At 62.0% G+C, this 25733-nt stretch carries 23 protein-coding genes and 1 tRNA gene; 8 read left to right on the top strand and 16 right to left on the bottom strand.

Annotated elements, in window-relative coordinates; translation table 11 throughout:
* Positions 1-9 precede the first annotated feature (9 nt).
* From GJE22_RS06315 to GJE22_RS06295, 5 genes are all read right to left on the bottom strand, one after another.
* Positions 10-561: a peptidylprolyl isomerase gene (locus GJE22_RS06315; RefSeq protein WP_022349424.1), complete on the bottom strand. Its 552-nt coding sequence runs from the start codon at positions 559-561 to the stop codon at positions 10-12.
* Positions 562-723: 162 nt separating this feature from the next.
* The gene (locus GJE22_RS06310) at positions 724-1836 is read right to left on the bottom strand and encodes a zinc ribbon domain-containing protein (protein WP_144688432.1); all 1113 of its coding nucleotides are present in this window, start codon (positions 1834-1836) and stop codon (positions 724-726) included.
* Positions 1837-1880: 44 nt separating this feature from the next.
* Positions 1881-4556: an aconitate hydratase AcnA gene (acnA, locus tag GJE22_RS06305; RefSeq protein WP_144688431.1), complete on the bottom strand. Its 2676-nt coding sequence runs from the start codon at positions 4554-4556 to the stop codon at positions 1881-1883.
* A 10-nt stretch (positions 4557-4566) separates the two neighbouring features.
* On the bottom strand, positions 4567-7443 hold the full coding sequence (locus GJE22_RS06300; RefSeq protein WP_235895834.1) for an HAD-IC family P-type ATPase: 2877 nt from the start codon (positions 7441-7443) through the stop codon (positions 4567-4569).
* A gap of 244 nt (positions 7444-7687) precedes the next feature.
* Positions 7688-7764: transfer RNA gene (locus tag GJE22_RS06295), tRNA-Arg, on the bottom strand.
* A 401-nt stretch (positions 7765-8165) separates the two neighbouring features.
* Between GJE22_RS06295 and aroF the strand changes: the two genes are divergently transcribed.
* The 8 genes from aroF to aroQ are packed head-to-tail and all read left to right on the top strand — an operon-like array spanning position 8166 to position 16710.
* Complete coding sequence (gene aroF / locus GJE22_RS06290) at positions 8166-9188, top strand: 3-deoxy-7-phosphoheptulonate synthase (protein ID WP_144688430.1); 1023 nt, start codon at positions 8166-8168, stop codon at positions 9186-9188.
* 3 nt (positions 9189-9191) lie between these two features.
* Positions 9192-10151, top strand: a complete 960-nt coding sequence (locus GJE22_RS06285) for a prephenate dehydrogenase (RefSeq protein ID WP_144688429.1) — start codon at positions 9192-9194, stop codon at positions 10149-10151.
* Between the two features lie 44 nt (positions 10152-10195).
* Complete coding sequence (aroB, locus tag GJE22_RS06280) at positions 10196-11395, top strand: 3-dehydroquinate synthase (protein WP_235895833.1); 1200 nt, start codon at positions 10196-10198, stop codon at positions 11393-11395.
* Positions 11392-12708, top strand: a complete 1317-nt coding sequence (aroA, locus tag GJE22_RS06275; RefSeq protein WP_144688428.1) for a 3-phosphoshikimate 1-carboxyvinyltransferase — start codon at positions 11392-11394, stop codon at positions 12706-12708. Before aroB ends, aroA begins: the two co-directional genes overlap by 4 nt.
* 4 nt (positions 12709-12712) lie before the next feature.
* Positions 12713-13816 carry a chorismate synthase gene (gene aroC / locus GJE22_RS06270; RefSeq protein WP_144688427.1) on the top strand — a complete coding sequence of 368 codons (1104 nt, stop codon included), beginning with the start codon at positions 12713-12715 and terminating at the stop codon, positions 13814-13816.
* A gap of 26 nt (positions 13817-13842) precedes the next feature.
* A complete protein-coding gene (pheA, locus tag GJE22_RS06265) occupies positions 13843-14988 on the top strand; it encodes a prephenate dehydratase (RefSeq protein WP_144688426.1) in 1146 nt (381 codons plus the stop codon).
* Positions 14988-16232 (top strand): shikimate kinase, encoded by a 1245-nt coding sequence (locus tag GJE22_RS06260; RefSeq protein ID WP_144688478.1) that lies wholly within the window; start codon positions 14988-14990, stop codon positions 16230-16232. Before pheA ends, GJE22_RS06260 begins: the two co-directional genes overlap by 1 nt.
* 43 nt (positions 16233-16275) lie before the next feature.
* Positions 16276-16710, top strand: coding sequence for a type II 3-dehydroquinate dehydratase (aroQ, locus tag GJE22_RS06255; protein WP_144688425.1), 435 nt, complete (start codon positions 16276-16278; stop codon positions 16708-16710).
* Between the two features lie 23 nt (positions 16711-16733).
* Here aroQ and GJE22_RS06250 read toward each other — a convergent pair whose 3' ends face one another.
* The 11 genes from GJE22_RS06250 to GJE22_RS06200 all read right to left on the bottom strand — a co-directional run bounded on the left by GJE22_RS06250 (position 16734) and on the right by GJE22_RS06200 (position 25732).
* Positions 16734-17483: a transposase gene (locus GJE22_RS06250; protein ID WP_144688424.1), complete on the bottom strand. Its 750-nt coding sequence runs from the start codon at positions 17481-17483 to the stop codon at positions 16734-16736.
* A 44-nt stretch (positions 17484-17527) separates the two neighbouring features.
* Positions 17528-19162, bottom strand: a complete 1635-nt coding sequence (locus GJE22_RS06245; protein ID WP_144688423.1) for a DNA repair protein RecN — start codon at positions 19160-19162, stop codon at positions 17528-17530.
* Positions 19152-20012, bottom strand: coding sequence for an NAD(+)/NADH kinase (locus GJE22_RS06240; RefSeq protein ID WP_144688422.1), 861 nt, complete (start codon positions 20010-20012; stop codon positions 19152-19154). Before GJE22_RS06240 ends, GJE22_RS06245 begins: the two co-directional genes overlap by 11 nt.
* On the bottom strand, positions 20009-20812 hold the full coding sequence (locus tag GJE22_RS06235) for a TlyA family RNA methyltransferase (protein ID WP_144688421.1): 804 nt from the start codon (positions 20810-20812) through the stop codon (positions 20009-20011). The genes GJE22_RS06240 and GJE22_RS06235 overlap by 4 nt, the downstream gene beginning before the upstream one ends.
* A gap of 12 nt (positions 20813-20824) precedes the next feature.
* On the bottom strand, positions 20825-21121 hold the full coding sequence (locus tag GJE22_RS06230) for an exodeoxyribonuclease VII small subunit (protein WP_144688420.1): 297 nt from the start codon (positions 21119-21121) through the stop codon (positions 20825-20827).
* Positions 21122-21123: 2 nt separating this feature from the next.
* Complete coding sequence (gene nusB / locus GJE22_RS06225; protein WP_144688419.1) at positions 21124-21687, bottom strand: transcription antitermination factor NusB; 564 nt, start codon at positions 21685-21687, stop codon at positions 21124-21126.
* A gap of 2 nt (positions 21688-21689) precedes the next feature.
* Entirely contained in the window at positions 21690-22049 is a 360-nt protein-coding gene (locus GJE22_RS06220; protein WP_144688418.1) for an Asp23/Gls24 family envelope stress response protein, read from the bottom strand.
* A 33-nt stretch (positions 22050-22082) separates the two neighbouring features.
* Positions 22083-22646, bottom strand: a complete 564-nt coding sequence (gene efp / locus GJE22_RS06215) for an elongation factor P (RefSeq protein ID WP_019128392.1) — start codon at positions 22644-22646, stop codon at positions 22083-22085.
* 207 nt (positions 22647-22853) lie between these two features.
* Entirely contained in the window at positions 22854-23984 is a 1131-nt protein-coding gene (locus tag GJE22_RS06210; protein ID WP_144688417.1) for a M24 family metallopeptidase, read from the bottom strand.
* Between the two features lie 96 nt (positions 23985-24080).
* Entirely contained in the window at positions 24081-25181 is a 1101-nt protein-coding gene (locus GJE22_RS06205; RefSeq protein WP_144688416.1) for a hypothetical protein, read from the bottom strand.
* Positions 25178-25732 carry a shikimate kinase gene (locus GJE22_RS06200; RefSeq protein WP_144688415.1) on the bottom strand — a complete coding sequence of 185 codons (555 nt, stop codon included), beginning with the start codon at positions 25730-25732 and terminating at the stop codon, positions 25178-25180. The genes GJE22_RS06205 and GJE22_RS06200 overlap by 4 nt, the downstream gene beginning before the upstream one ends.
* Position 25733: the final 1 nt, after the last annotated feature.

The following is a 25733-nucleotide window of genomic DNA, read 5'->3' as shown; positions in this document are numbered from 1 at the left end:
TGCGGCGGACTAGACGGCTTCGTGGACGATCTCGATGTGGCGAATCTCGTCCCCCGCGCGCAGCTGGCCGATAACATCGAGCCCTTCGATCGTGGTGCCGAACACGGTGTAGCCGGAATCAAGATTATGCTGCGGGCCAAGGCAGAAGTAGAACTGCGACCCAGCGGAATCAGGATGCTGGGAGCGCGCCATGGCGAGCGCACCGTCAACATGGCTGTTGCGGGGATTGGATGCAAATTCGGCCTTGATGCGCCAGCCGGGACCGCCGGTGCCAGGCATTCCGTCGGGCCCGGGCTTTCCCGCCGCAACATCCTCGCCGGACATGTCGCGCGTGTTGGGATCCCCGCCCTGGATAACGAATCCAGGAACGTAACGATGGAACTTCAACCCGTCGTAGAACCCCATCGTGGCGAGCTCGCAGAAGTTGCCTACGTGTATGGGAGCGCCTTCGCCATCGAGGCGGACGCGGACGGTGCCCTTCGACGTCTCGAATACGGCTACCTCATCGCCCATAACGTCGTATTCAGGAGTATGCAGCTCAGGCTGAGCGAATCCAAACATCTCATTCCTTCCGCAGTATCGTCATAATCGAGAATATTCTAGCAAGAACCTGCGCACTTCATCCTTTTGACAAAGTAGCCGCCGGAGCGGGTTGAATGCTTTGAAAGCTCATTGAACCGCGGCCGGGACCGAGATACTCACCAGCCTTGATCGCGCGCGAGGTTACTTCTCCTCGGGCTCCCACTCCGATACATGGGCATAGTAGTTATCGCGCGCCGTGTTTCCCGCCGCGCGCATGGGCTTCAAAATCTCGTCTTGATGCTGGGACATGCGCTCGCCATCTGGATAACTGAGCGAGACGTCCCAAGAGGCGCAGATGGCATCGATCCGTTCATACATCCATGCGGCGAGCTGACGGACGTTAGCGCGGTCTTCCTCATAGGCAGAGCCTTCGGCAAGCTGCATGCTGTCAAGGTCGTCCATGATGGTTTGAAGCTCTTCACGCAAATCGTAGGCACCGGTCGAGGCCTGCTGGCGAGCAGAAAGGCTCGACGAGAGGTACGAGGCGTTGAACGAATCGATGGCGTCGGCGAACCGCTCTCCCCCATTGATCGCAACGATGGCATCGTAGGCCGCGCTCAGGCGCTCGAAGGCAGCGGCATCGGAGAGGGCCTCGTCCTGGAGCGGCTCCGTCTGCGCATCGTCCGAGGAATCGCCTTCGGCATCTTCGGCTTGCTGGTCTTCGGTGCTCGATGATCCGCCCATGCCCGCGCGGCTCGGAAACATATCGCTCGCAGACTGCTGAACCCACGCATAGACCGCTGGCATCACACCCAAAGGGTCGAGCGCCACGAAGGCAGCGCCACCGCCTACAAGCGCGATGCACAGGAGCGAAAGCACGATCGCCTTAATGGGGCGCTTGCGCTTGTGGTAGGGATCCGCATCGTTCGAGCGGCCCTTGGCGCCGAGGTGGGCGTCAAGCTGGTTTCGATCGAGCACATTGGTCGCACAAGGGTCGAGGGAATCATTGAGCACGCTTCTCGCAGTGACCGGCTCAGCATGCGGAAGCTCGGCCTCGATCGCCGCCTGAGTGAGGCGCGGAAAGCTTGCGGTTTTTCCGGCTGCAAGATCGGACGCCGATGCAGCCGTGGAGAGAATGCCCGGCGCCGGACGACCGCATTTTGGGCACGTGCGGTCATGGGGGGAAAGCCGGGCGCCGCACCCGTCGCAGAACACAAGCCGCGGCCGGGCAGCGTCGGAAGTCACCTCGGCATGGCAATGGGGGCAAACGGTCGCGCCGTCGTCAATCGTCTTGAGGCAGTGCGGGCAAATCACCGGGAATTCGTCCTCCTTGTGGGTAGTGCGTTACAGGGTGCGTTTTAGGATGAATGGGCGGTCGCGCGGCGAGACACGAGACCGTCGAGGACATACGGTAGGATACCACCGCTTGCAAGATATGCGCCCTCGGTGGGCGTGTCCACGCGCACGCGCACGGAAAACTCGGTAATGGTACCGTCCTCGGCGCGGGCGCGCACGCTTGTGGTCATGGGTTCAGGCAGCCCCTGCGCAAGCGAGACGGCCCCGCTGGAGTAGGTCTCGAGACCGGTGAGCCCAAGCGTCTCTGCCCCCTCGCCCGGCATGAACTCAAGCGGAAGGATGCCCATGCCGATAAGGTTCGACCGGTGAATGCGCTCGAAGCTCTCGGCGATGATGGCGCGAACGCCGAGAAGCGCCGGACCCTTCGCAGCCCAGTCGCGCGATGAGCCCGATCCGTACATCTTGCCCGCGATAACAACAAGCGGATGGTGAGCACGGCGCGCAGACTCGGAGGCATCGAAGATCGTCGCCTCTTCGCCCGTCACCGGGTCGACGGTCCAACCTCCCGTACGCTCTACGAGCTTGTTCTTGAGACGGATGTTCGCGAAGGTGCCCCGCATCATGACTTCATGGTTACCGCGGCGGGCGCCGTAGGTGTTAAAGTCGGCATCATCGACGCCGTGCGCGCGGAGATAGGACGCCGCAGACGACGAGGGGTCGATGGCTCCCGCAGGAGAGATATGATCGGTGGTGATGAAATCGCCGAGAAGGGCCAGGCAACGGGCGTCCTCGATAGCAATCGAGTCAGAGCGCAACGCGTCGTCCAAAAACGTGGGCCGGCGAACGTAGGTAGAGGCATCATCCCACGAGAAGGTCTCTCCACGCGACGCATCGAGCGCACTCCACGACTCATCCCCACGGAATAGATCGTCATCGGAACCCTGGAACAAGCTTTGGCTCACGAGCGAGCGTCGAAGTTGCTCAACCTCACTCGCATCAGGCATGAGATCGGCAAGCATGACGGGTCCCTGCGTCCCGGAGCACAGAGGCTCGCGCTCAAGGTCGATGTCGACCGTACCCGCGAGCGAAAGGGCGACAACGAGAGCGGGCGCGCAGAGATAGTTCTGAACGATGTCCGGCGAGATGCGGCCCTCGAAGTTCCGATTGCCGGAAAGCACGCTCACCAGCTCGCACTCGCCCGCAATGCGATGCATGGGGTCGAAGAGGGACCCAGAATTGCCGATGCAGCTCATGCAGCCCCAGCCGCACGTTGTAAACCCAAGCTCATCCAACGGTTCAAGGAGGCCTGCGCGTGCCAAGAGCTCGGTCGTCGCATGCGAACCCGGGGCGAGCACCTTTTTCACCCAGGGAACCGGCTTGCAGCCAAGTTCTACCGCACGGCGTGCAACAAGGCCGCAGGCGAGCATCATATCGGGGTCGGTCGCCGTCGTGCAGCTGGTGACCGCAGCGATTCCGATGGCGCCATGGCCCAAAGCATGCGTCTTCCCGCCGAATGACACCTCGAAGCGGTCTCCCGCATGCCGGCCGTGCTCCGCCAGCGATGCCCTGAAGCGGGCCTGAAGTCCGGCCACGCCGAGCCGATCATGGGGCCTAGAGGGCCCGGCGAGCGACGGTTCGACCGAACCCAGATCGAAGTCGACGATCTCCGAGAAGACCGGGGTTTCTGTATCGGCGAGCAGGTTCTGGGCTTCCAGATATGCTCGGGCCAGCGAGCGCTCTGTCTTAGTGCGGCCAAAGGTGTCGAGCTGGTCAAGCGTGACGGCATCAGGCGGGAAGAAGGTGGCGGTGCAGCCGTACTCGGGAGTCATGTTGGCGATCGTCGCGCGCTGCGTAGCGGTAAGCGAGGCAACGCCGGGCCCGAAGCATTCCACGATCTTGCCCACCACACCACGCGAGCGCAGCAGCTCGGCAAACGAAAGCGCAGCGTCCATGGCGCTCACACCCGCTCGAAGCTCGCCGGTGAGGCGAAGCCCAACGACGGCGGGCACCATCATGGTGATGGGCTGGCCCAGCGCCGCGGCCTCGGCTTCGATGCCGCCCACGCCCCAACCGAGCACACCCATGCCGTTGGCCGTGGGCGTATGCGAGTCCGTGCCAACGAGCGTATCGAAATAAGCGCACAAGCTACCGTCGGGAGCGGCGCCGCTCATGGCTACCGTGCAGAAACGCTCGATGTTGAGCTGGTGGCAGATGCCGCGCCCCGGGGGCACGATCGAGACGTTCTGAAAGCTCTCGGCGCTCCACTTGAGGAATGAGAAGCGCTCTGCGTTGCGCTCCGCCTCGATGCGAGCGTTCTCACGCGCAGCCTCGCTGCAGGACACGACATCGGCGGTAACCGAATGGTCAACGACAAGGACACAGGGAATTTGGGGGTTGACGAGCGTGGGGTCCGCGCCGCGGCCGGAGGCTGCATCGCGCATCGCGGCGAAGTCAACGAAAACGGGCACGCCGGTGAAGTCCTGGAAGAGCACGCGCCCCGGCATGAATTCGATCTCCTCGCCCGAGCGGCCATCCCGGCCAGCTTCGACGATGCGGCTGGCGAACACGCGCGCTTCATCGGGCGTCCGCGCACAGCGCAAGACGTTCTCGAGAAGGATCTTCAGACTCACGGGCAGCGCTTCGCTTCCCGGCACCTCGGAAACATCGAAATAGCGGTACTCAGTCCCGTCGACGAGGAGGGCCTTTTCCGCGAAGCGCGGTTCTTGCGAGCTTGTCATGCTGCTCCCATCAGGAGGTAGGGGTATGGCCGTCTCCCATCCTACCGCGTCTGCGCGCGGGCATCTTCACGCGAATGCCCGAAGCCGATTTTGTTACAGAAACACCCGAGGAGCTCCTCGCGCCCTTCACACCACGCGGGCGAGCGCTTTCGTGCGCGTATTCAGATGCACGATACATCTCGCGTGAGTCTGAAGGTTCCGGCGCGGCCGAACGGGGCGAACTCGAATCGTCCAACGCCTCCTCGGCATGCGACTCCGCCCGTTCGAGCGCGCGGTGCTCTTGATGGCGCGTCATGGATGCGTAGGCGCGCGTGATCACTCGGCGAGCGGTTGAACCGGTCGAAGTCACCTGCGGCACTCCCCTGCGCCGGCGCGTGACTCTGACGCCGCGGCCAAAGCCCGTCGCGAGCCTGGTGGTTTTAGGAGCCTGAGCGTCCATGGCACCAGCGAGCTTCATGAATAGAAGGCTGCAGGCCAAGGCAATGATCACGAGATAGACGACGAGGCCAAGCGAGAGCCGGGCGATGGAGAAGAAGTCGGGGAACGCCACCACGCCGATCACCAGACCGGAAACGATCGACGCGAAGAGAAGGCGCCGGAGGAGCGTAAACGGCTGGGAGATGCGGAAGATGAGGCAGCAGCCAATGACGCTCGTCGTGACGAGACACATGGTGGAAAGCGTCCGATTATCGAGCCCGGCAAAGGCGGCTCCCATCATGCACAGGCAGGCGGCCACGACAACGGAAATCGATGCGGGAAGCGCGCGCTTGATAACGTTTACGAGGAAGCTCCCCTCAACGCGCGCCTTGTTCGCCTCGAGACCGAGCACGAAGCCGGGATAGCCGATGCAGAAGAAGTTGATGAGCGTCATCTGGATTGGCTGGAACGGGTATGGGGGGAATGCGATGCAGATTGCCGCGAGCCCCATGGAGAAGAGCGTCTTGGTGAGAAAAAGCGCAGCAGAGCGCTGGAGGTTGTTGATTGCACGGCGGCCCTCGGCGACCACGGCGGGCATGCTCGCGAAATCATTGTCCACGAGCACGATCTCGGCGACGTTGCGGGCTGCATCTGAGCCCGCGGCCATCGCCACGGAGCAGTCGGCCTCTTTAAGAGCGAGCACGTCGTTTACGCCGTCACCCGTCATGGCGACGGTGTGGCCACGCCGCTTGAGAGCCTGTACGAGCTCGCGCTTCTGCTGAGGCGTCACGCGGCCGAACACATGGTAGCGATCTACCGCGGCATCAATCTTCGCGGGAGTATCGAGCGTGGTGGCATCCACATAGGCATCCGCGCCGGGAACCCCGACGACCTGTGCGATGCTCGAGACGGTCCGTGGGTCGTCGCCCGAGATGACATTGAGCTCTACGCCCTGCTCGCAGAAGTATCCGATGGTCTCAGCCGCTGAAGTACGGATTTCATCCCGAATGGTCACAAAGCCCACGGGGCGCGCGGTGCCCACCATCTCCCCGTCTTCGGTAAAACCGTCCACATGCGCCACCACGAGCACGCGGCAGGTGCTCGCCAGCTCTGCGACGCGCATCTCAACTTCAGCGAACTCCGCAGGCGCAAGCACGAACTGCGCCGCGCCCATAACAAACGCGCCCTCCGCGAAGGAGGCTCCGCTCCACTTCTTCGCCGACGAGAACGGAACCACGCGCTCGGGCCTCCTTACGGGCACCTGGCTCTCGGCATAGAAATCGAGCAGCGCCTTGCAGGTCTCGTTGGCATCGGCAGAGGTCGCGCGCGCCACGTTCGCTAGGGCGAAATCGAGCACCGACACGTCCCGTGACAGGAGCTCCGCGGCGTCCCGGGCAACGGACCCCTCAACGGGCAGCGGATACGTGCCCTCGACCGTCATGCGCCCCGAGGTAATGGTTCCCGTCTTGTCGAGGCAGAGCACATCCACGCGGGCAAGCGTTTCGATGCAGTAGAGCTGCTGGGCAAGCACATTCTTACGGGCAAGGCGAATAGTTGCGATGGCAAGCACCGACGAGGTGAGAAGCACGAGCCCCTGCGGGATCATGCCGAGAAGCGCGCCCGTGACAGAAAGGATCTCGTCCGAGGGCACGTGCCCTTGCGCAAGCTCTCCGGTGAACCAGCCCCACAGGCCCGTTCCCGGCGCGCCGGCCTCCACATAGCTTTCCGAAAGACTCGAGATGAAGAGTGCGATGCCGAGCGGCAGCATGATGACGCTCGCAAACCGCACGATAACGTTCAGGGTGTTCAGAATCTCGGAGTTGACCTTCTTGACATACTTGGCCTCATTATTGATCTTGGCCACGTAGTTCTCGGCGCCCACATGGATAACCCGCGCGAACACGAGGCCCGAATCAAGAAAGCTGCCGCTCATGAGCTCGTCGCCCGGCGTCTTTTTGATGAGGTCGCTCTCTCCGGTGAGCAAGCTCTCGTTCACCTGCGCCTCACCATCAACCACGATGGCGTCGGCGGGAATCTGGTCACCCCGCCCAAGCTTGACGAGGTCGTCGATCACGATCTGGTCGAGATCGAGCTCTACCTCGCGGCCATCGCGAATGACACGCGCCTTCTTGGTGGCAAGGAGCGTGAGCTTGTCCACCATGCGCTTGGAACGCAGCGACTGCACGACGCCGATGCCTGTGTTGAGAAAGACGATGGCGAGGAAGGTGAGGTTTTTGAACGACCCTGCGATGATCACAAGGATCGCGAGAACGAGGTTGATGAGATTGAAGAGCGTGAAAAGGTTGTCGGCAATGAGCTCTCGAACCGATTTGGTCTTGAGCTCCATATTGACGTTAACGCGGCCTTGCTCGATGCGTTCGGCCACCTCGGAGGCGGTAAGGCCGGAAAGGGGCACATCCTCCGGCGAGCCCATGGCTCCAGCTGCTCTCTCTTCGGCTTCTTGAGCCATGGCATCTCCCCACAACACGTTCAGCACATGTATCGCGCCCATACGCGAGCGCGGTAAGCTCTTAATTCTAACGTGCCATTGTATGCCCGGTGCAAAGCACGGACAAACACAGCATCAGGCACAACCATCGCATCCCCACGGCGAAAATCCTCAGATACCTGGTTACTGCGAACCGCTGTGAGGGCACCCCAGGCTCTTGTAAAGAAAAACCCGAGCCGCGTGAAGCAACCCGGGTTGACCAATCTGGTGTCCCTTACAGGATTCGAACCTGCGGCCTTCTGCTCCGGAGGCAGACACTCTAATCCACTGAGCTAAAGGGACGAAGCACCATGCATTATACCCAAACGCAGCGCGCGGGCAACTTTGAATCGGCTGCAGGGGTAACCAAAGAACACGCGAGCACGATGAGCGCGCCGTGAAAGGCGCACCGCAGCAAAGATGCATCGCAGCAAAAGGTGTACATGAGCGTCACAAAATAGGTAAAAACGCAAGAATTATGACGCTCGTGTACACCTTTTATGACCAGAGGGCCGCCCCCGCCCCTGCGCGAAGGACGGGTTGACAGCTCTGCAAAAAATCCCAAAGGAGCACCTCGCCAGCAGCATCTGTAACGAGATGATGCCGCTCCGCACCCTGCCCGCCCATACGTTCGCCTTGGTATACAATATGACGACTTATCCCGCGCCAAAGCTGGCGCAACCACGGCAAAGCCAGGAGACGACATGATTGCCATCCTCAAGAAGAATGCCGACGAGAGCGCTGTGAGCCACCTCGTCAGTTGGATTGAAAAGAAGGGCCTGGAGGCTCATGTGAGCCAAGGAACCGATGAGCTCATCATCGGCCTCGTGGGCGATACCACCAAGATCGACCCCTTCTTGCTCGAGAGCATGGACATCGTGGAGCGCGTGCAGCGCGTCTCCGAGCCCTTCAAGAAGGCAAATCGCAAGTTCCATCCCACCGACACCGTAGTGGACTGCGGCTTTGGCGTAAAGATCGGCGGCGGAAACTTCCAGGTAATCGCCGGCCCCTGCTCGGTGGAGGGCGAGAACCTCATCCGCATCGCCCGACGCGTGAAGGCCGCAGGGGCAACGATGCTTCGAGGCGGAGCCTACAAGCCGCGTACGAGCCCGTACGCCTACCAAGGCATGGGGGTAGAAGGCCTCGACCTCCTCTGCGAGGCGCGCGCCGAGCTCGGCATGCCTATCGTTACCGAAATCATGGACCCACGTGACGTCCAGATCTTCCTCGACAAGAAGATCGACGTCATGCAGATCGGCGCGCGGAATGCCCAGAACTTCCCGCTGCTCAAGGAGGTTGGCAAGACTCAGACGCCGATCCTCTTGAAGCGCGGCATGTCCGGCACCATCGACGAGCTCCTCATGGCAGCCGAGTACATCATGAGCGAGGGCAACGACAACGTGATCCTCTGTGAGCGCGGCATCCGCACGTTCGAGACGCGCACGCGCAACACCTTCGACTTGAACGCGGTGCCCGTGCTCCACTACCTCTCGCACCTGCCCGTCGTGGCTGACCCGAGCCACGCGACCGGTTACACCCGCTACGTGGAGCCCATGGCGCTCGCCGCCACCGCCGCGGGCGCGGACGGCCTCGAGATCGAGGTCCACGACGACCCGAGCCACGCGTGGTCCGACGGCGCGCAGGCCCTCACGCCCGACATGTTCGACGACGTCATGCGCCGCATCCAGATCATCCGTGAGGCGATCACCCCGGAAGCGGGCGCATAGGCCATGGCAGAACAGCAGGAGGAGCAGGTGGAACGGGAACAGGGAATAACCGCTGCGGACGCACCCCGGAATGAGGCTTGCCGCAGTATGCGCGTGGGCATCGTAGGCCTGGGCCTTATCGGTGGAAGCTTCGCCCGTGCGTACCGCTCGCTTGGAGCCACGGTCTATGCCCTCGACACCGACCGAGACACGATGGACGCTTCCATGATCGAGACGGTTGAGGCTCCGCTCGATGATGCGTCCATCCCCTCCTGCGACCTCATCATCCTCGCTGCCTACCCGGAAGCGTGCATCGAATGGCTCGAAGAGCATGCCGAAAAGCTCGGGCGCATCTCGGACCCAGATACCTCACGCGGCCCCATCGTCATCGATACCGCAGGCGTGAAGGAGGCCGTCTGCGCCCGTGCTTTCGAGCTTGCCCGCGTGAACGGCTTCGCGTTCGTGGGCACGCACCCCATGGCCGGTACGCAGTTCTCCGGCTTCGCGCATGCGCGCGCCGACCTTTTCCGCGGCGCGCCCATGGTCCTCGTTCCACCCGAAACCGATGACGCCCGCCGCCTCACCTTGCTCGATCGCGTCCACACCCTCCTGGCCCCCGTAGGGTTCGGTAGCTTTAGCGTCACGAGCCCTGAGGAGCACGATCGCGTCATCGCGTTCACGAGCCAGCTTGCACACGTGGTCTCGAACGCCTACGTGAAGAGCCCCACCGCCCGCGCGCACCACGGGTTTTCAGCGGGAAGCTATCGCGACCTCACGCGCGTGGCGCACCTGAACCCCGGCATGTGGGCCGAACTCATGATGGACGATGCGAAGAACCTATCCCAAGAGATTGCTTCGCTCATCGAAGCGCTCGACGCATACCGCCTCGCCCTCGATGCAGGTGACCGCGACCGGCTGCGCATGCTGCTCGCTGAAGGTGACCGCATCAAGCGCGCGCTCGATGACGAGGCGTCAGGCGCCTAACGTCCACGCGCATCTATCTGGCACCGCGCCCAGGGTACACGGGCATGGCCCACGCCGAAGCCATCGGCCACCTCGATTGGAGCTTTCCTATGTATACGATCGATATCAACTGCTCATCGCCGTATCGCGTGCATATCGGCACGATGCTCCTCGAGCAGTCCGGCGAGCTCATTCGTGACGCATGCAAGGGGTCGCGCGCCGCCGTCATCACCGACACGAACGTGGGACCGCTCTACGCGCATATCGTGACCAAGAGCCTCGCCGAGGCCGGCTACACTACGTGTGTCCACATGTTCGAAGCGGGGGAAGAGCACAAGCGGGCAGACGCGCTTATCGAAATCCTTGAGTTCATTGCAGAAAATGAACTCGGCCGCAAAGATGTGGTCGTGGCCCTTGGCGGAGGCGTGGTCGGAGATGTAGCCGGCTTCGCCGCAGCGACCTACATGCGCGGCATACGGTTCGCCCAGATTCCCACGAGCCTTCTGGCCATGGTCGATTCCTCGGTGGGCGGAAAGACCGCCATCGACCTTGCGGCGGGCAAGAACCTAGCAGGCGCCTTCTGGCAGCCGAGCATCGTCATCGCCGACGTGGGTTGCCTCGGCACCCTCACAGCTGAACAGCTTTCCGACGGCTGCGGGGAGATTATCAAGCACGGTGTAATCTGCGATGCCGCGCTCTTCTGCCAACTGGAGCAGACGCCGCTCACCCAAGAGCTCCTTACGCAGAATCTCGGCCTTGTTGCCGCGATTATCGCACGCAACATCGAGATCAAGCGCGATGTGGTCGTAGCGGATGAGCGCGAATCGGGCTTGAGGAAGCTCCTCAACTTCGGCCATAGCGCGGGCCATGCTATCGAAGCGCTCGAAGCGTACCAGCTAGGACATGGGAACTGCGTCGCATTGGGCATGGGCATCATCGCGCGGGCGGCAGCTGTGCGTGGGGTATGTGACGAGACCGTGCCTCAGCGCATCGAGGACCTCGTTCGCCGTCATGGGCTCGCCACCTCGTGCCGATGGGACGCAGAGCAGATCTTTTCCGAAGCCCTCCACGATAAAAAGCGGCAAGGCTACTCCATCGATGTCGTCCTCCCCCACGAGATCGGCTCTTGTTCAATCGAGACGATGGACCTGCAGGAATTCAGGGACTTCCTCTATGACGGACTCTCATCCGCAGCGAACGCGCCCGCCGTACCAGATGAAGCACCCGCAGACAACGACAGTATTGGAGGGGAAGCCTCTCGATGATCGCTCGCATCGCTCCGGCACATCTTGCCGGCACCGTACCCGCCATTGCCTCGAAATCCGTCGCGCACCGCCTCATCATCGCCGCCGCGCTCGCCAACGGCGTGACCGATGTGACCTTCAACACCTCCTGCGCCGATATCGAGGCAACGATCCGCTGCCTTGAAGCGCTTGGCGCAAAGGTGGAGCGAGCGGAGCAGGGATTGCGCGTCCACCCCATACCCAAGAGCCAAGAGCACGGAATCCTGCGCGCACTGGCTGGGGCTACGCTTGATTGTGGTGAATCTGGCTCCACGCTTCGATTCATGCTTCCCGTTGCCTGCGCACTTGGCGCAGACGTAACCTTCACCGGTGCCGGGAGGCTGGGAGAGCGACCTCTCTCCCCTCTCGCCGAGGAGCTTATCGCAGCAGGATGCGACCTTCAGGGCCTTGGCAGCCTTCCGCTCACCACGAAGGGGCGTCTGCGCGCGGGAACGTTCAAGCTTCCCGGCAACGTAAGCTCCCAGTACATATCGGGCCTGCTTCTTGCGCTTCCGATTCTTGGTCAGCCGAGTGTCATCGAGGTCACGGGGACCATCGAAAGCAAGCCCTACATCGCCCTCACGCTTCAGGCGCTTGAAACCTTCGGGGTATCCGTTCGCGTTGAGACGGGAGCGGCGCTCGACGGACAACCGCGCACGCGCTACCTGCTCGACGGAAGCCCCTACCGCACCCCCGGTAGCGTTTCCGTCGAGGGCGATTGGTCCAATGCCGCTTTTTGGCTATGCGCCGGTGCGATGGGCACAGAATGCATCACCGTCAGTGGCCTCTCGCTTTCCTCGGCCCAAGGGGACCGCAATGTCCTGGCTGCCCTCTCGTGCTTTGGGGCGCGCATCCGCCGGTCGACGGGCGCAGCGACGGTGCAACCTGGCACCCTCCATGGCTTCACGCTCAGCGCGCGCGATGTGCCGGATCTGGTACCCGTCCTTTCGGCCGTAGCTTCGGTAGCAAAGGGAACGACGGTGATTCGCGATTGTTCGCGCTTGCGCATCAAGGAATCCGATCGCCTTCAAACGACCACGAAAGAGCTGTGCAACCTCGGGGCGCGGGTCAGGATTGTAGACGACGACCTTGTCATCGAAGGTGTCGATGAACTTTCCGGCGGGGTGGTGTGCGCTCATAACGACCATCGCATCGCCATGATGGCCGCCGTCGCAGCGACGCGTTCGAGCGGGCCGGTCGAGATTCACGGAGCAGAGGCCGTGAACAAGTCGTATCCGCTGTTCTTCGAGCATTATCGGGCTCTTGGCGGCTCGGTGGCGTTGAGCGAGGAGTGATCGAATGTCGTCGATGTTGGGTACCGCGCTCAGGGTGAGCATTTTCGGGGAGTCGCATGCACCGGCCATCGGTTGCTCGATTGACGGCATGCCCGCGGGCGTTCCGCTCGATCTTGACGAGCTCCAGAACTTCCTGGACCGGCGCGCCCCCGGTCGCGATGCCACGGCGACGACGCGCCGGGAAACGGACCGGGCGCGCATTCTATGCGGCGTCGTCGACGGTCATACGACCGGATCCCCCATTGCGGCGATTATCGAGAACGAGAACACGCGCTCGCAGGATTACGACGAGCTGCGCCGCGTGCCCAGGCCGGGGCATGCGGATTACCCCGCGCGTATCCGCTACGACGGGTTCAACGACGTGGCGGGAGGCGGCCATTTCTCAGGAAGACTCACCGCACCGCTCTGTATCGCCGGCGGCATCGCGCTCCAAGCTCTCGCGCAGCGAGGAATCCGAATCGCGGCTCACATCGCCAACCTGGGCCCTCAGGGCATACCCGATACCCCGCTCAATCATATGGAGCTTGATGAGGACCAGCTCTCACGTCTGAGTTCCCATGATTTTCCCTGCATAGACGAGGGTGCAGCAAAGGCCATGAGGGAATGCATCCTTGATGCGCGCAACGACCTCGATAGCGTTGGCGGCGTTATCGAGTGCGTGGCATATGGCGTGCCCGCAGGGCTCGGCGATCCCATGTTCGATGGCATCGAGAACCGAATCGCCCGCGTAGCATTCGGCATACCCGCAGTCAAGGGCGTGGATTTCGGGGCCGGCTTCTCCGCTGCCTATTTACGTGGAAGCCAGAACAACGACCCCTACCGTATGGACCACGGCAACGTGGCGCCGCGGACTAACAACGCCGGGGGCATCTTGGGCGGCATCTCAACCGGCATGCCCATTGTCTGGCAGATGGCCGTGAAGCCCACGCCGTCCATCGGGAGGAAACAACAAAGCGTCGACCTCGATGCGGGGTGCGATGCCGACCTTGTCGTTCGAGGGAGGCACGACCCCTGCATCGTACCAAGAGCCGTGCCCATAGCCGAAGCCGTCTGCGCGCTCGCGCTCCTCGACCTTATCCTCGAATCTCTGGGCAACAGAGCTCTTTAGCCGTTTTCTGGACCGAAGGGACGATCATGGACCTAGCAGATGTGCGCAATCGGATCGACGAAGTCGACCACAAGCTGCTTGACCTCTTCTGCCAGAGGATGGAGCTCGCCGCCGAGGTTGCCGAGTCAAAGATCGGCTCAGGCAAAGCAGTCTTCGACCCCGCACGGGAGCGAGAGAAGCTGCTGGACGTGGCACGCCGCTCGCCCGAGCGCCTCCAACCGCAAGCTGTTGCGCTCTTCTCGCTCCTCATGAGCATGAACAAGGCTGAGCAGCAGCGCATCATCGCGCGCGGTACCGGCGAAAGCCGATCCGCGCGGGCGCACGCAAGCCTCAAGCCGGTGAGCGAGCCCTTCCCTGCCACGGCGAGCGTAGCATGCCAGGGCGTCGAGGGCGCCTATAGCCAGATCGCCGCGTGCAAGCTCTTCCGCGTGCCCGGCATCACGTTCCTCAACACCTTTGAAGGCGTATTCCGCGCGGTGCACGAAGGCCTCTGCGACTTTGGCGTGCTTCCTATCGAGAATTCCACGGCAGGCTCGGTGAATGCCGTCTACGACCTTCTCGCCGAATATTCGTTTTCCATCGTGAGGAGCCTTCGTCTCAAGATCGATCACAACTTGCTCGCGCGCCCCGGCGTGCAACGGGAGAATATACACGAGGTCTACTCGCATGAACAGGCTATCGCGCAATGCAGCGACTATCTAGAAAAGCTCGGTGTAACCGCCCATGAGCTCAAGAATACCGCGCAGGCAGCCGAGTTCGTCTCCCGCTCCCCTCGAAACGATATCGCGGCCCTCTCATCGCGCGATTGCGCCGCCCTCTACGGCCTCGATGTGCTCGAATCGAACGTGCAGGACTCCGACAACAACTACACGCGCTTCATCGTCGTCTCGGCAGAGCCGCAAATCTTCCCTGGCGCCACGCGCACTTCGCTCATGCTCACGATGAAGCACGAGCCAGGATCTCTGTACCGCGTGCTCGAGCGCTTCTACGCCCTCGATATCAATCTTGTTAAACTTGAAAGCCGCCCCATCCCCGGCCGCGATTTCGAGTTCATGTTCTACTTCGATATCGAGAGCCCTGCGGGCACCGAGCCCCTCGATACGCTCCTCGACAGCCTCGATGACGTGTGCGAAAGCGTCAAGTACTTCGGCAGCTACACGGAGGTGCTGTGATGACGCATGGTTGCGAGGATACGCCTCGCTACGGCCTGCTTGGCCGCACCCTCGGGCACACCTACTCTCCGCGCATTTACGATCTCCTTGCCGGTATAGCCTCCTACGAGCGCTTCGAGCGGGAGCCTGGCGAGGTCGAGCAGTTCTTGCGTGATGACACATGGCAAGGCCTTAACGTCACGATCCCCTACAAGCGAACGGTCATGCCGTTTCTTGATGAACTGTCCGAATCTGCCCGGCGCTTAGGCAACGCGAACACCATCGTCCGGCTTTCCGACGGACGCCTTCGCGGCGACAATACCGATTACTTCGGCTTCAAAACGTTGGTTGAGTCGCTCCGGCTCGAGCTTGCCGGCAAGCGCGCGCTCGTTTTCGGCGGGCGCGGCGGCGCCGGTACGACCTGCATGGCGGTTCTTGCAGATTTAGGCATGGAGCCGATTGCCGTGGGACGCACCGGAGAGGTGACCTACGATGATCTTCCGCGCTTTGCTGACGCTGCACTTGCCGTGAACGCTACACCTGCCGGAATGTACCCGTCTTGCCCTGGGGCACCCTGCACGCTTGATGCACTCCCCCACCTGGAGGCTGTCGTTGACATCGTGTACAACCCTGCGCGCACCGGGCTTATGATGGAGGCTGAGCGCCGAGGCATCCCGGCGGCCGGCGGGCTCCTCATGCTCGTGGCGCAAGCCGCGGGCTCGCTCCATGATTTCACAGGCGAGGATTACTCCGCCGAACGCATCGCCGCTGTGACAAACGAGCTCGCATGCGAGATGCAGAACATCGCCCTCATCGGCATGCCGGGGGCAGGTAAAACCCGCGTTGGCCAGCGTATCGCCCAGAGGCTTGGGCGTGAGCACATCGATCTTGATTGGGCCCTTGAAGAGCGCCTTGGTTGCAGCTGTTCCTCGTTTATCACCGAGCGCGGCGAGGCCGCATTCCGACGCGAGGAGACTGCCCTCTTGGGCGAGGTTGCCAAACGCGGCGGCATCGTGCTCTCATGCGGCGGGGGCGTGGTAACGCGGGATGAGAACTATCCCCTCCTTCACCAGAACAGCCGGATCGTGATGCTCGACCGACCCCTTGGGGAGCTGTCGAGCAAGGGACGGCCGGTCTCGCAGCGCGACGGGGTTCAGAAGCTCGCCGAAGATCGCATGCCGCGCTATCGAAGCTGGGCTGATGTCGTTGTGACCTCGCGCGAGTCGGCCGATGCCACCGCGCGGGCCACCATCGCACAACTTTGATAAAACGAACCCGGTTCATTTTATCACCGCAGGAAGGAACCTCGTGAACGCACTTGTCATCAATGGACCGAATATCAACATGGTCGGCATACGCGAGCCAAACATCTATGGTCGTGAAACCTATGACGACCTCGTTCGCATATGTAAGGAGGCTGGCAACGAGTTTGGATTCGACGATGTAGAGGTCTTTCAGTCGAACCATGAGGGCTCGATCATCGACCGGATTCAGGATGCGTATGGCACGGTGGACGGCATCGTCATCAATCCGGCTGCGTACACGCATACGAGCATCGGCATTCTCGATGCACTCAAGGCCGTGAGCATCCCTGCTGTTGAGGTCCACATCTCCGCCGTGGACGAGCGCGAGGACTTCCGGCAGGTCTCGTATGCTGGCATGGCCTGCTTTGCCCGCGTAGCCGGCGAAGGCCTTGCCGGCTACCGCCACGCCCTCCAGCTCCTCGCCGATCACCTCAAGTGATAAAACGAACCGGGTTCGATTTATCACTTCTTGAGGATGCGGTAGACGGTCGGTAGGGAGATGCCGGTCACACGAGCAATCTGCTTGGCATTCAGCCCGGTGCGGCGCAGCTCTCGTACGGCAACGTCGCGCGCGCCCCTGGGGAGGCCCGCGATATCCGAGGTGCGTCCAATGCCCAGCCGCTGGACAACCTCGCCCGCAAGAACCGGTGCCTGCTCATCGGACACCACATCGCTCTCAAGCTGGGCGTCGTACTGCGGTGTCCCATCTCGACAGAACCGATCAAACGCCTCGACGCTCTCGAACATGTCCAAAATCATTCCTGTGTCAGCGAGCCCGATTTCGCCAAGATACTCGGGGTAGCTTGACCAGTGGTAGTTGTCGAGCGTGCCGATCCCCGCCGCAACGGGATTATTCATCACATAGCGAACGACCTGCAGCAGATACTCATCGGTTTCAATCGGCAAGCTCTTGAATCGGCCTTCAAAGACATGGCCCGTTCGGCCGTATCGCCGGTTGAAATACCGCGCATAGGATAACGCGAGCCGGTGCATCACAGAGCTCAGCTCATCCTTTGGGTCGCTAAACACCAAGTGCACATGATTATCCATAAGGCACCATGCCACCAGCGAAAGCTGGGTGTTCCTACGAGCTGTGTCGAGTATTCCTACGAACTTGGATCGGTCCTCATCATCACGAAACACCACCTGTCGTGCGTTACCGCGAAGCATCACGTGATAAAAGCCCGACTCGGAATGTCTGCGATTCGGCATACTAACCACCGTCCGAAGTGATAAAAATAAACGGGTTCATTTTATCATTGCCAGGTGCCGGATTCTCGCAACATCTGACGGGCATGGGTGAGGGACGCTTCGGATTCATCGCCGGAGAGCATGCGGGCGATCTCGTGCACGCGCGCTTCGCCCGAAACCTCGGCAAGCTGGGTTTCGGGCACATCGGCGTCGTCCTTGCGCACCACGTAATGGCGCTCCCCCATCACGGCGACCTGCGCCAAGTGGGTCACGACGATAACCTGATGCGTGCGGGCGAGGTCGGCCAACACCGCTGCGAGCGAGCGGGCCACGGCACCGCCCACGCCGGCATCGACCTCATCGAAGACGAGGGTATCCACACCGTCGGTCTCTCCCAAAACGACCTTGCAGGCAAGCATGACGCGCGAGAGCTCGCCACCAGAGGCGATGCGCCGAAGCGGTCGCGGCGTCAGGCCGGCACCGCTGCGGTACAAAAGCTCGCACGTCGTGGGACCGGTCTCGTTCCAGCGCTCACGCGGCAGCGGCCGCGAATCCCAAACGAGCTCAGCGTGTCCCATCTTCAAACGCGCCATCTGTTTGCCCGCCTCGCGGCAAAAGCGAGGCGCAGCCTCATTACGGCGCTTGGTAAGCATCTTGGCCGCTTTAGCGAGCGCCGCCTCTGCAGCATCGACCGCCTCCTGCGCGCGCTTGATCCGCGCCTCGCCATCGCTTACGACGGCAAGCAGCTCGCGCGCATCCTCGCGGCGGGCAAAGACATCCTCCATACGGGGCCCGAACTGTCTGAGCAATCCCTTGAACGCCGAGAAGCGCTCCTGAAGCTGCGCGAGCTCGGCAGGGTCGAAGTCGACGTTATCGCGGTATCTTCTGAGGTCAGACGAAGCATCTTCGAGCGTGATAGCCGCACCAGTCAAGGTGTCGGCGAACTGGGCGAGCTTCGCGTCGACCGATCCCATGCGCGCAAGCTCGGCAATCGCCGAATTCAGCGCGTCGAGCGCGCCGCCCTCGCCCGAAATGGCCTCCGCCGCCTCGTGCGCGGTGCCCGCGAGCGCCTCAGCGTGCTCCGCACGAGGCAAGGTTTCCTCAAGTTCCTCGAACTCACCCTCTTGGGGATCCACCTCATCGATGCGCTCGAGCGCGAATCTCGCCTCCTCAAGACGAGAGCCCTGCGTCCGCGCCGCCGCCGTAACCCGGTCAAGCTCATCTTTAGCCGCGCGAGCACGCTTCAGCGCTTCACGATACCCCTCAAGGGCTGCGGCCACCGGAGCACCCGCCCAAGCGTCAACCATCTCGACATGCGTCGCGGCATCGAGCAATCGCTGATGCTCATGCTGGCCGCAGAGATCGATCGTGGGTCCAATCGCCTGCGTAAGCTCACGTACGCTTCCCAAATGCCCATCGAGGCGCACCCGGCTCCGACCGTCGGCGCCAACCCTGCGCGACGCGCAAACGCCCTCAACGTCATGGGAATCGCGAAAAACCCGCCCCTCGACGACGGCGCACTCAGCACCCTCGCGCACGAGCGACGCATCCGCGCGCTCACCCACCAGAAGCTTCAGAGCAGAAAGGAGCGCCGTCTTGCCGGCACCGGTCTCACCGGTGAGCACGGTAAGGCCCGCCGCCGGCGAAAAAGTCGCTTCATGGATGAGCGCGAGGTCTAGAACGTGAATCTCATCGATCATGGTGGACTCCGTAGAACACGCGAGACACCGAGGTATAGAAGCTTTCAGGGCCGTAATCGAGCAGCAGGATATCGCCTGGCCCGCGGCGAGCAACCACACGGTCGACCACCGCATCCTTCGCTACGAACACGCCATCGACGGCAACAGCGGGGATAGAGGGGCGATCGCGTGACATCTCGATCTCGACCACATCGGAAGGCGAGGTCAAAAACGCGCGGGCCTGAATGGTATGCGGCGCAATGGGCACGCACACCATACCGGTGTAATCTGGACTTACGATAGGGCCGCCCGCCGAGAGCGCATAACCGGTAGACCCCGTCGCCGTCGACACGATCACGCCGTCGCCCCGCAGCCGGTCGATGCGATGCCCCGACACCGTGATGGTGAACTCAACCATGTCGGAAAGAGGACCGCGCGTGAGGGCGAGGTCGTTTAATGCAAAGGTGTCGAGGGTCTGCTCTTCACCTTCGTCGGTATGCGCGAAAACATCGATGGCGAGTGTGGCGCGCCGGCTCACGTGCATCTCGCCCGCCAGGGCATCGCTCACCACAGAGAGGATGTCGGTATCATCGGGGCTCGCAGCCGTGAGGAACCCAAGATGCCCATAGGACAATCCCAGAATGGGAATCTCCTGATAGCCGACGATACGCGCAGCCCGCAGAAGCGTGCCATCGCCGCCAAGCGAGATAACGAGGTCCGAGCCCTCAATATCGGGAGTCGAGACGATCTTCGAGCGTTGATCTGCCGCCCATGCCACCTCATAACCCTGGCGCGAAAGCCAGAGCTCGAGCGCCAGGCCGCTCTCGACTGCCTCGTTTTTATAGTAGTTCGGCACGAGAAAGACCTTCATGCGCCCACCACCCCTTCGATGGATGAGAGAACCCGTTCGCGCGCCGCGGCAACCTCAGTTTCACCGCCGGAGCCCAGACGGCCAAGGAGAAAGAACTCAACGTTACCCTTCGTACCCGTTATGGGCGAGGTGCACACACCCTCGGGCGTGAGGCCGCGCCCGGAGAACAGGTCTACCGCGTGTTCGAGCACGCGACGACGCACGAGCGGATCACGCACGATCCCACCTTCACCGACCTCAGAGGCAGGTGCCTCGAACTGGGGTTTGACGAGCGTGAGAAAGCGACCGCCGGGCACGAGCAAGGCGATGACGGCATCGATGATGTGCGCAATGCTCGTAAAGGAAACATCGCAGACGACCAGATCGCAGCAGGCGCGATAGCCCAGCGAGGGCAGATCGACCACATTCGTCCGCTCAAGAAGCGTGACGCGCTCATCGTTTCTCAGCGACCATGCGAACTGCGCCCGTCCAACATCGACTGCAATTACCGAGGCCGCACCGCGCTTAAGAAGGCAATCGGTGAAGCCGCCCGTCGAGCACCCGATATCTCCGCACGCAAGGCCAGAAGGATCCACGCCGAAGGCATCGAGCGCACCCTCGAGCTTAAGACCTCCCCTCCCAACATAGGGAAGACGCCCTTTGACATGCAAAGGAAGGCCGGGGTCGACCATCATGCCGGGTGAGGTGAGCCGCTCTCCCCGTGCAGAGACATCACCGGCCATCAAGGTGCGCAGGGCATCCGCGCGATCAACGCAGATGCCCTGAGCAACGAGTTCATCATCGAGGCGTACGCGCTTCATGGCACGCAAACCCTATTCAGTAGGAGGCGCTGCATCGGCGCCCGCATCGGAAGCCGAATCGGACCCATCCTGAGCCGCGGCATCGAGGGAGGTGTCGTCGGCACGAGCCGCCTGATCGAGCTGTGCTGCCTCCTCAGGGCTCAAATCGAAGCTATCGACGAGCTCTGCAGCACGAGACCCAAGCTCGATGGCCTCATCATACAGGTCGAGACTGCGCTCGAGCGACGTGTCCTTCGAGCGGACGACCGAGATAATCTCGTCCAAGCGCTCCGTAATATCGGCGAAGCTGTTCGGGGCGACTTCAGGCATACCTAGCAGCCCTCAATCGACACGGGAGCTTCGGCAGCAGCCGGCGCGGCAACCTCAACGGCATCCGTCGCCTGAGCGCCCAAGGCGGGCGCAGCAGCGTCCTCTGCAGGCGTGGAATCAACGGGGCGCGGGAAGATGCGGGGATCACGCACCACGCGCCCAAGCACGCCGTTAACAAAGCTTGCGGATTCATCGGTACCGTAGGCCTTGGCAATCTCGACGGCCTCGTTGATCACCACGGCATCATCGACGCGCTCTGGCGAGAACCGCAGCTCGTAGACGGCAAGGCGCAGCAGATTGCGGTCCGAGCCGGGCATGCGGTCAAGAGCCCAGTTCTCCGAAACTCGCGCAAGGCCGCGGTCGATCTCGCCGATATGCGCATAGCAACCCCGCGCCAGCTCGGCAGCGTAGGGCACGAGCGGGCTTGCCTCCTCGGAGGCGCGCGCCAAAAGATAATCGCCTGCGAGCACATCGTCAACGGTGCGCCCGAGAATCTCGGCCTGGAAGAGGAGCTGAAGGGCCTGGCTACGGGCAAGCGTGCGCCCGCGTTCTACTTTGAGGCTCACTACTACTCCTTGGGGAAGACGAGTCCGTCGATGCACACATCGACGCGCGCCACGGAAACGCCCACCTGGGCATCGATGGCGTGGACGACCGCCTCGCGCACGACCTCGGCGAGCTTCTTGAAGGGATAGCCGAAGAACACGACAAGGTGCACCGTGATCGCAAGCTGGTCATCTACGACCTCGGTCTCGACCGCAGGAGCGGCGGCGGTGCTGCGCGCAGAGAGCATCGAGACGAGGTTGGTGGCGAGGTCCTTCACGCCGACCGACGCGATGCCCTCGATCTCCTCGACGGCGCGCGAAACGACCGCAGCGAGAACCTCCGGCGCAATGCCGATACCGGAAATGTAGATCTCCTGAGACATGGGGTCCCCCAAATACGTACGATGGAGCAGAAACTAGACGCGGGAAACGAACTTGCCGTCGCGCGTGTCGACCTTGATCATCTCGCCCTCGTTGAGGTACATGGGCACCTGGACAACTGCACCGGTCTCGATGGTGGCAGGCTTGGTGGAACCCTGAACGGTGTCGCCCTTGAAGCCCGGATCGGTCTGGGTGATCTGGACCTCGATGAACATCGGCGGGTTCACGCCCATAAGGTCATCGTCGGCGTAGAGAAGCTGGCAGACGTCGTTCTCCTTGAGCCACTTAGCGTTGTCGCCGATGAAGTCCTCGGGCACGGGAACCTGCTCATAGGTCTCGTTGTCCATGAAGATGAAGTCGTTGCCGTCGTTGTAGAGGTACTGCATCTCGCGGGTGGAGAGCATGACGCTTTCGAACTTGGTGCCGGCGTTGCAGGTATTCTCGACCACGCGGCCGGTCTTGATGTCCTTGGTCTTATAGCGAACGAACGCGCCGCCCTTGCCCGGCTTGACATGCTGGAACTCGACGATGGTCACGACCTTGTCCTTGATGCGCAATCCGATGCCGTTCTTGAAATCGGCGGTGGTGATGGTTGCCATGTGCTACCTTTCTTGCTTGTCTGCCACGCAGAGGCCTGCGCTGCATTGATGCATGAACGTACAAAGTATACGCTTTCCCGCGCCTTTACGCAGGTGCAAGCGCAACTATCCACAGAGCGAGCGTCGAAGCGCCCGCCTCTCGACGAAGCAGTCTGGCAGCGACGCGATGGGTGCGAGCCAGGCTGAACCAAAGGGAGCTAGCAGCTCCTAGCAGTCGATGACCTGAAGGTCATGCGGGCTCTGGGTGAAGGGGACGAAGCCCTGGGCGGTCACGAGACCGTAGTCCTCAAGGCGAACGCCGAACTCCCCGGGCAGGTACACGCCCGGCTCGATCGTGACGACGGAGCCCTCCCCCACCGTATTGTGCGTGCGCCCAAAATTGGGGAGCTCATGGATGTCGATGCCCACGCCGTGGCCAAGGCCGTGACCGTAGTACTCGCCGTAACCGGCATCGCCGATAATCTTCCTCGAAAGCTCATGGATCTCGTTGCCGTCAACGCCGGCATAGACCGCCTTGGCGCACTCCTCATGCGTGCGCTGCACGAGGTCGTAAATCTCGCGCATCTTCGCCGAGGGCTCGCCCACGGCAACCGTGCGGGTCATGTCGGAATCGTAGTCGTGGTAGCGCGCGCCGTAATCCATGAGAACGAACTCGCCCTTCTGCACAGGGCGATCGCTCGGGATGGCGTGCGGGTTCGCCGCATTAGGGCCTGCAGCGACGATAGAGCCGAACGCAAGGCCGTCGGCTCCGTTTTCGAACATGAAGTTCTCGAGCTCGAGCTTTATCTGCTTCTCGGTGAGACCGGGACGAATGAACTCAAGCATGTGCGCAAACGCGGCGTCGGTGATTGCCTGGGCCCGCCTCATGAGGGCGATCTCCTCTTCGTCCTTCACCGCGCGCATGAGGCGAAGGTCCCCATGCATCTGCGGAAGCAGGGCGCCGATGGAAAGATCCTCGAGTCCACGGACCAAACCGTCGTAGAACGAAAGCTCCATGGTGTCCTCAACGGCAACGACGCGGCACTTGGCATCGCGAGCACGCTCGGCAGCCCAACGCGGAATACCGATGACCTCCATATCGAGAACCCAAGGGCTATCTGCCGGAAGATGCTCGATGAAGCTGTTGTAGTAGCGAGAATCGGTGTGCAGGAACGTATTCGACGCGGTGATGAACGCGGCGTGCGGCAGCTCACCCGTATAGTCGAACACGCCTTCGGCGCCGGTTAGCCATCGAAGATTCGCCTCATCGCGAATAATGACGGCATCGTAGCCGCGCTCGTCCATGAGCTCGCGAACACGCTCGATGCGACCGAGCGGGCCAGAAGCATGTGAGGACATAAGTACCCCTTCTTTCTAAATCGTTTACGCACGTTCGCAGTAGAGCATACTGCAAGTACGCCCCAACGTGGATAACCTAAGACAATCGAGCGTTCGCTATGCCACGAGCTCCGCACGCGAAGCAACATAGGCACGTGCATGGCGCATGAGCACATCGTCGGGAACGGCAGTTAACCGAATAGTGCCCACCGATTTGGGAAGTGGGAGGAGGAAACGGTTAGACCGGCGCGCATGCTCCTCCTTGAGGGCGCGCACGAGGTCCTCGGCATCGAGCGAGAATCCGTATTCCTCGATACCGAGGTCTTCAAGCAGATCGTCCTGATCAAAGACGATATCGGCATCGAGGCCAGCCGCCTCCACCGCAAGACGGGCTTCGAAGCGCATACCCTCTGACAAAAGCGCCCAACCAGGGGCTTCAGGTCCTAGACAACGCGCGAGCGCGCGCGCCGTTGCACGCCCATAGGACAGCGCATGCCGGGCAGAGGGGTTTGCGGCCTTAACGACGTTGCGACGCGCCTGCTGCACCGATCCAAAGACCTCACTGAATGCAACGGGCTCATCGGCAGCGATGAGAGGAGCGCTCTCAACCAACTGCTCCCAGACACGCCTCCCCTCTGCAAGGGCGGCGCCGAGCATAAGAGCCCTGCCCTCGAGGCGTGCTTCGAGCGGCATGTCGGCGATAAGGTCGAAGTCGCAAACGACCATGGTGGGCATCGGCCTGAGCGACACCATGTCAGGGGCCTCTGGAGTAGCAAGCGGATGCATCTCGGTGGGAAGCGTGACCATCGCGTCAAGGGCGGTGGGAATCAGGGTGCACGGAACGCCCCCGCACCAAAGCTGCGCGGCGAGAAGCGCCGAAGAGCAGAGCTTCGCATCGCCGAGAGCGAGCATGAGGTCGTCGGCGGTAAGAGCGGCACGAGCGCATCCAGCGAGCACCTCGGTAGCGCTCGAGAGCGTGGCGGGATCCGTCTCGCGAGGGAACACGCATTCCTCCGTCGAGAAACCGGCGTCGATAAGCGCCCTGCGCACCGCATCGCCGTAAGCCGCATATGCATCGTCGGTCGAAACGAGCAGGGCGCGCTTAGGCATGCCGACCGCTCCCGACACGATGCGAGGAAGCTCCTCGAGCGCACCGGATCCCGAACGGACATCGATGCTCTTCTGACTGATGTTGAGCAGTTGACGCTTGATCGTCACAGCAAACCACGCTCCAAAAGCATATCGGCACAGATATAGGACACGTCTTCGAATGAGCGGCCGCGAATATCCACCGTCAAATCCGCCGCCGAACGGTAGAGCGGTCGACGGTGCTGGTAGAGGCGCTGCGCGTGCTCGCGCGAACGGAAATCGGGGCGACTCGCAAGCGAGCGAATCTGCCGAAGCGAATCATCGAATTCGCCATCCAGGTATACGCACACGCCCATCTCGTGCATAAGCTCGATGTTGCGCGGTGTCTCCACAATACCGCCCCCGCACGAGACCAAGAGACTGCGCTCGCTCGCAAGCGACTCAAGCGCCTTGGTTTCAAGCTCTCGAAACGAAGCTTCGCCCTTGTTGCGGAAAAGGTACGAGATCGAATGCCCCGCCCTGCGCTCAACGAGACGATCGGTATCGAGATAGCGGCGCTTGAACATTCGGCCGAGGTTCCTTGCAAGCGTAGACTTGCCTGCGCCCAGAAAACCAATGAAGAAGATATGGTCGCACCCGTGCTTCGAAGCAAGGACGCGACCGCCTTCGGACCCCCCCATG

This window comes from Enorma shizhengliae (assembly GCF_009676995.1).
GTDB lineage: Bacteria > Actinomycetota > Coriobacteriia > Coriobacteriales > Coriobacteriaceae > Enorma > Enorma massiliensis.
The sequence above is the reverse complement of the archived record's forward strand: the minus strand, read 5'-3'. Positions and strand labels throughout refer to the sequence as shown.